At 44.0% G+C, this 6,748-nt stretch carries 4 protein-coding genes; 2 read left to right on the top strand and 2 right to left on the bottom strand.

What is annotated here, in order from left to right:
• Together ACRBG0_RS27275 and ACRBG0_RS27270 are read left to right on the top strand one after the other, a co-directional pair.
• Nucleotides 1–4,199: cohesin domain-containing protein (locus tag ACRBG0_RS27275; protein WP_431489993.1), on the top strand; the 4,199-nt coding region annotated here is incomplete at its 5' end.
• A gap of 218 nt (nt 4,200–4,417) precedes the next feature.
• Nucleotides 4,418–5,338, top strand: coding sequence for a PorP/SprF family type IX secretion system membrane protein (locus ACRBG0_RS27270; protein ID WP_431489992.1), 921 nt, complete (start codon nt 4,418–4,420; stop codon nt 5,336–5,338).
• 550 nt (nt 5,339–5,888) lie between these two features.
• Here the strand turns inward: ACRBG0_RS27270 and ACRBG0_RS27265 are convergent.
• Together ACRBG0_RS27265 and ACRBG0_RS27260 are read right to left on the bottom strand one after the other, a co-directional pair.
• Nucleotides 5,889–5,978, bottom strand: coding sequence for a T9SS type A sorting domain-containing protein (locus ACRBG0_RS27265; protein WP_431489994.1), 90 nt, complete (start codon nt 5,976–5,978; stop codon nt 5,889–5,891).
• Nucleotides 5,979–5,990: 12 nt separating this feature from the next.
• A partial coding sequence (locus tag ACRBG0_RS27260; protein ID WP_431489991.1) for a hypothetical protein occupies nt 5,991–6,748 on the bottom strand: 758 nt, incomplete at its 5' end.

Genomic DNA, 6,748 nt, shown 5'->3' with positions numbered 1-6,748 from the left:
CAATCAGCCCTCCGACGAGTGGCCCGCTTCCGATTACACTTACGTTGATGGATGTAACGGCTGATCAAGGCGATAATGTTTGTCTGCCTTTAAGGGTAACGAACTTCACCGATATAACGAGCATGCAGTTTAATATTAACTACAATGCTTCCATTTTAAGTTACACAGGCGCAGAAAACTTCAATATTATGCTACCCGGTTGGGGAGCGGCATCGATCACGAACCCTTCAGCGGGTGTATTGACGGTAAACTGGAGCAACGCCACGGGTATAACGCTCGCTGACAATAGTTCACTAGGAAGAATCTGTTTTGATGTAGTAGGAAATACGACGTCAGATGTAACGATTCCTGCCCCCCGTACCATCCAGAATGGTGATGGCGATGCGGTTACGTCGACTGTGAATAGCGGAACAGTTACGATAAACCCTCCAGTATCTGGCTTTGCCTTAATCCTGGCAGATGCTACAGCCAATACTGGTGATAATGTATGTTTACCGGTAACGGTGAATGATTTTGACAATATCCTAGGTATGCAGTTTAGTATAAACTACGATCCTGCTGCCTTAGTATTCACAGGAACACAGAACTTCAATCCAGCATTAGTAGGCTTTACTTCTGCTTCAGGAGGAAATCCAACGCCAGGTGATTTGACGTTTACATGGAATGACCCATTCGCGGCAGGCGTAACCTTACCAGATGGTGCGGTGATTTTTGAAGTGTGTTTTGATGTTATTGGAACGGCTACGACGATGGTAACCTTCTCTGGTATGCCAACGCCAATTGAAATTATCGATGGCGACGAGATGGAAGTTCCCTTTACGGGTATTAAGGGAACAATTACCATAGGCCAAGATGAGCCAGGGACATTTGCTGCCAGCCTTTCTACAGAAGAAGCCTGTGTTGGTGAAAACTTCTGTATGGACTTTACAGCCTCTATGTTCACCAACATTCAGGGAATGCAGTTCAGTATTACGTATAACAGTACTGATCTGAGCTTTAGTCAGATAAATAATATCAATGGTGGTTTACCGGGTCTAACGACAGCATCGTTTAATGCCTCTACAGGATTGATCAATTTCCAATGGGAAAGCAGTACAGGGAGTGGTGTGAGCCTTGCCCCCGACGCTGTTCTATTCTCGATTTGTTTCAACAAGCTAAGCGATAATAATACCACCGTAACAATTGGAGGAAGTCCTACTCCGATTGAAATTACAGACAGCAACGAAGATGTTGTAGCTTTCAGTGGCGCAACCGGACAAGTTACTTGTGATCCGGTATTGCCATTGGAATTCGGGCAAGTTGATGTTGTACACCTTACTTGTGCTGATGACCCAATCGGTTCTGTTAGCATCGTAAGTATGGTGAATGGCTCAGGGAATTATACCTATCAATGGTCAATCGCTGGCCAGTCAGGTTCAAGTGTAACGGGCCAAGGAGCGCAGGTTGTTATGGTTACAGTCACTGATACCTCTACAGATATGATGGTGAGTGGCACTTATGAAATTACCTCTCCACCTGCGATTACTACTTCGGTGGTCGATATTACCAATATTCTTTGTGCTGGAGATAGTTCAGGCTCCATTACGATTAGTGCGAGCGGTGGCGTTGGCCCATTGACTTATGATTGGAGTGGTAGTTTGATGGATAATGATACAACCCAAAATAACCTACCGGCTGGTTCTTACAGTGTGACGGTTATTGACCAGAATGGTTGTGATCAGGTATTGGGTAATATGCAGGTCAATGAATTGGCTCAGCCTATCGTTTTGACAGGCGCTGTGACCTTAATTCCAGGCGGTGGATCTCCAGGTGGGATTGACCTAACCGTAACAGGTGGAAGTCCTGGCTTTATGTATAGCTGGACGGGGCCCGGTGGTTATACCTTCTCTGGAGAAGATCCTAATAATATTACGGTTGTAGGCGAATACTGTGTAACAGTAACAGATGCCTTCGGGTGTACGGCCTCAACTTGTTTTGATATTAATGAAGTACTACGATTGACCTTCTTTAACTTCACAGACGCTTGCCCTGGAGTTTGCAATGGCGAGATCGATATCACAATCGCTGGAGGAAGCTGCCCCGGAATGGAAACTTACCGTTGGATCAACCTGGCGGATAATTCTGATGTAGCATTTACCCAAGATTTGATGAACGTTTGTGCGGGCACCTACCGGGTGATGATTACCGACTGTGACGGTACCAGTATCTCTGCGGACTTTACGGTTGAAGAGAGTGATCCGATCTTGATAGAAGGAACGGTAACAGATGTAACAGGGATCAACGATGGCACAATTACACTCACCACGGTAAGTGGTGGTAGTGGTAGCGGTTATACTTTCGCGTGGACTGGCCCTGATTCGTATATGTCAAGTATGCAAAATATTACCAATTTAGCCTTTGGTACTTATTGTGTGACGGTGACGGATGGCGCGGGTTGTACGCAGTCAGCATGTTTTGATGTTGATTCTGCGCCACTTTCAATAGTTCAGTTGGTGCCAAGCCCTGTTTCTTGTCCTGGTGATACAGATGGTTCTGTTTTCTTCTCTATTGCAGGAGGCCAACCATCAATAAACATCACACTGAATGACGGGGCGATGGACATTGGCCCATTCGGCGTGGATGCTACAGGAGATCGTACGATCAATAACCTTGCTGCTGGGAACTATGATTTTACGATCATCGATGCTGGAGGTAATAATCTTATGGGCACCTTTACTATTGGATCACCACCACCTCTAACAGTGGATTTGGCGACAGTAGTTAATGATACAGAAGATCTTGGTGGCTCTGGTAGCGTTACTGTTTTGGTGAGTGGTGGAACAGGAACACCAACTATTAGCTGGGATGGTCACCCTAACGGCCCCGCAGTAATTGGAATTACGGGCCCCACTACGTTGACCGGTATCATCCGAGATGAAAACAATTGTTCTTTACCGATCAGCTACCAGGTACTGCAAATGACAGAAGAGGTAGTCATTACCGATGCGGGTTGTATGGATAGTACAGATGGTGCTATTACTGTTACAGCAGCGGGAGGTACAGAGCCTTATACCTTCATCTGGACAGCAGAAGGAAGTAATGATACCATCTCAATGGACCCTACAGTTACGGGGCTTTCGCCAAATACTTATACGGTCGTTATTACCGATGGTACTGGTGCGACGCTTATTCGTAACTATGAAATTGAAACGCAGTCAGATTTTACTGCTTCAGCTGTGGTTTCAGGAATGCTGGATTGTTCAGATTCTGTAGATGGTGAGATACAGGCTTCTGTGACCAATAATGGTACTTCAACCAGCTTTACCTATGAGTTTGAGTTGGGAGGTGCTATGGTAGGAACGAATAATACAGGTCTCCTTACAAATGCAGCCCCTGGTACATATACGATTCTGGTAATCGATAACTTCATGTGTGAGCAAGATACAACCATAGAGTTGACCGCTCCTCAGCCAATCAGTGTAAATGCCTCTGTTAAGTCAACCAGCTGTGATGGCCGGGAAGATGGTGAGATTTTTGTTGATGCTGTTGGAGGAACAGCTCCATATAGCTACGCATGGTCAACCGGACAGTCTGGTCAACAATTGACAAGCCTAGCTCCTGGTACTTACACGTTGACGGTTACTGATGCGAATGATTGTCAGGTTATTGATAATTACACGATTGATGAGACATCTCCGATCATTGTTACCATTGAAACAGAACCCCATACCGATGCAGAGAACTGTAATGGTTCAGTGATGGCTATTGTTTTGGGTGGAAACCCTCCTTATACTTACAATTGGCTAAATATTCCAGGTAATCCTAATACAGGATCGGTCGAGAACTTATGTGCCGGTACCTACATGCTACAAGTGACTGATGCGAGTGGTTGTAGCTCTGAAGTAGTAGAGGGCAAAGTAGCTGACGAAAGATTTGAGTGTTTTGAAGATCGGGTTGTTATTACACCTGATGGTAATGGCTCTAATGATGAGTTTATCATCTTCTGTGCTGATGCGCTGACGGATAACCATCTGGAGATTTATAACCGCTGGGGACAATTGGTCTTTGAAACAAACAACTACATCAACGATTGGGAAGGTACTTCCCAGAATGGTGATGAATTACCTGCCGGTCCTTACTACTGGGTGCTTGATTACAGCAGCCCCGGAAGTGGAGAACCTTTACAGAAACGTGGTTCATTGACCATCGTACGTGACTAATAAATTAAGGTGGCTGAAAGCAGACCTAGGGTCTGCTTTCAGTCATCCGAAGAACAGCATGAAAATAAAAAGCAATTTTGTTTTTCATAATAGTTAAATAAACGGTTCATTTCAAGTGTTTTAACTATTTGGAAACTTCAGAAAAATCGCGTTTTATTTTCCGCGCAATAACAGTATCCCTATACTTATAATTCCCAAAACTGATTAAGCTTCCCACCATGAAAAAACTAATACTCCTTCTGGGTTTGGTTAGCGTGTTACAGACTTTAGTCCATGCACAGGACGAAGCACTTTTCATGCATTACAACATCAGCCCAATATTAATTAACCCGGCAGCAGCGGGTTTTGATGAAACGTATAATCTACAGTTCAATGCTAGAATGCAGTGGACAGGGTTTGAGGATGCTCCTAAAACCTTTGCAGCCCGGTACAATGGCCCATTGGGGCGTACCTTCGGTTTAGGTATCGGCATCTTCTCGGAGACAGCTGCGCAAATGAGCCGCAGCAAATTACAGTTGGATTACGCCTTCCGGTATCCGGTAAACGAGGACTGGAAACTGGCGTTTGGTTTCTTTACAGAATTCCAACAAATGAGGATTGACGGCGATATTACGGCAAGTCCTTTTTATGATCCAGCTGATGCCTTGTTAGAGGATTTATTGAACGGAAAAGGACAGTTTGATGCTGCACTTGGTATTTACGGTACTTTCCGTGATAATACCTATGGCGGAATTACTTTCAATAACTTGGTGAGTAGCCGGTTGTCGGAAATTGCCGGGGTAGGGGCTTCAGAATCCTTTTTTAGCTATTACACTTTCAATGTAGGCCACCGCTTTGAGCTTACACAGCAGAAAGTGAGCTTAGAGCCTTCGATTCTTTTGCGCCAGATCAGAAATGCACCTTTTCAGATGGATTTGAACCTGAAAGCAGGATTCCTGGATGAGCAATTGATAGCCGGTCTATCTTATCGCGCCGGTCTTGGTGCTATGGGAATTTTGCTAGGAACAAGATTGACAAACTTCAATCTCTATTATTCTTACGATGTTTCTTTCCAGCGATTCCAGAAGTACAATACGGGTTCGCATGAAATCACGGTAGCCCTGACGTTTAAAAAGCGTGACAAGAAAAAGAACCAGTAATAACCACCGACCCCTATTACTAATTCCACGAATTCTCTATAAAGAGAAAAACAATTTGTAACCCGTTGTTACCTTCATTGGCGACAACGGGTTTTTCTTTACCAACTTTGGCATGGTAATTGAATTACAGTTAATAGCATTAGCACTATTGGCCAAAGCCGCCCAAATAAGGGCATCTTTCTGGCGGAAGAGCCTCGGTAGGAATATTTTTCCACTCAGGTAAGACAATGGTTATATAGTGTTCAATGAGGGTTTCTGATGAGCAGAAATCTAAGCTTCGGTTAGCTAAATTAAGTTTGAAAAAGATGGAAGTAGTTAGCCGAAGCTTTTTGAGAAAAAATAATTATAAAAAATCTTATATATACGTAACCTTCATGTAAGGCTTCCGTAAAAGACCAATGATAAGGCGATTGGATTGTATGTGATTCACAAGAACCGTTTTCAAGTGTATTCTTAAATCGGTTTTTGGGATGGCTCTTCCCCTTAAGGGAGGAGCTTTTTTTATGTCAGGATGTGAACTGTTTTTTGAACAGTTCACATCCTTTTTAATTTACTGAACAATTAGTTTTTGAGTAAGGTATACCCCTTCGGTTTCAAGGGTTACCCAGTAAATACCAGCGGGTAACTGATTTGTAGAAATTAATAACTTATCTTATTCGGCTGGTAATTCAAATTGTTTACTAACCTGCCCAATGGTGTTCATTAGTCGAATTCGAATATGATCACCACCATTAGCTTCCCAGCTGAGCATTGTTTGTCCACTTGTTGGATTCGGTTGGATTTGAAACTTCCAAACCTCAGACATAGGAGTGGTGACATTATCAATGATTTCGCAGGAGTAGCATAATTCAAAGCAGACGGGCTCCAGCTCCAAAGCGATATCTTCCACCGTAATTGCTCGGAAGCGCTCACCTGATAAATCAACTGTGCACGTATCGGCTTGCCCGATAGGAAAAGCTTCTAGGGTACCGTTCATGGGAGTGCCAACTCCAAAGCGGTAATAATAGGTGCCAGGCAAAAGATCTAAGGTAACAAACCATTCTCCGCTACCAGCGGAAGATTCTGTCAACTCAAAATCAATATCTGGCAAACCAAATTCACCCGTCAAAAATATTGCGACTTCTTCATTAAGAGGGTCGTGGAAACCAAAAGTAACGGGAGTTGTTTGGGGCGGCAGGGTACAGTCCAAATCAGGAATACACTCTGCAAAACAGGTATTGATGATGGTGTCCTGCGTTACGGGCGATAGCCAACGGTTGTTGTTGGCGTTTGGTGGGCCACAATCTTGTCCTGTAAGGTCTTCTTTACAGCTTAGGTCTGGGCACAATCCATTACTGAAACTATAGAAGCTACTGAATCCTTCTGGGATAGTGAGGTTGATGGAGTATACACCGTCGCCATCAGAATCGT

Origin of the sequence: Lewinella sp. (assembly GCF_050633125.1) — a bacterium.
Classification (GTDB): Bacteria; Bacteroidota; Bacteroidia; order Chitinophagales; family Saprospiraceae; genus Lewinella.
Note: the sequence above shows the minus strand (reverse complement) of the source record. Positions and strands in the feature narration are given on the sequence as shown.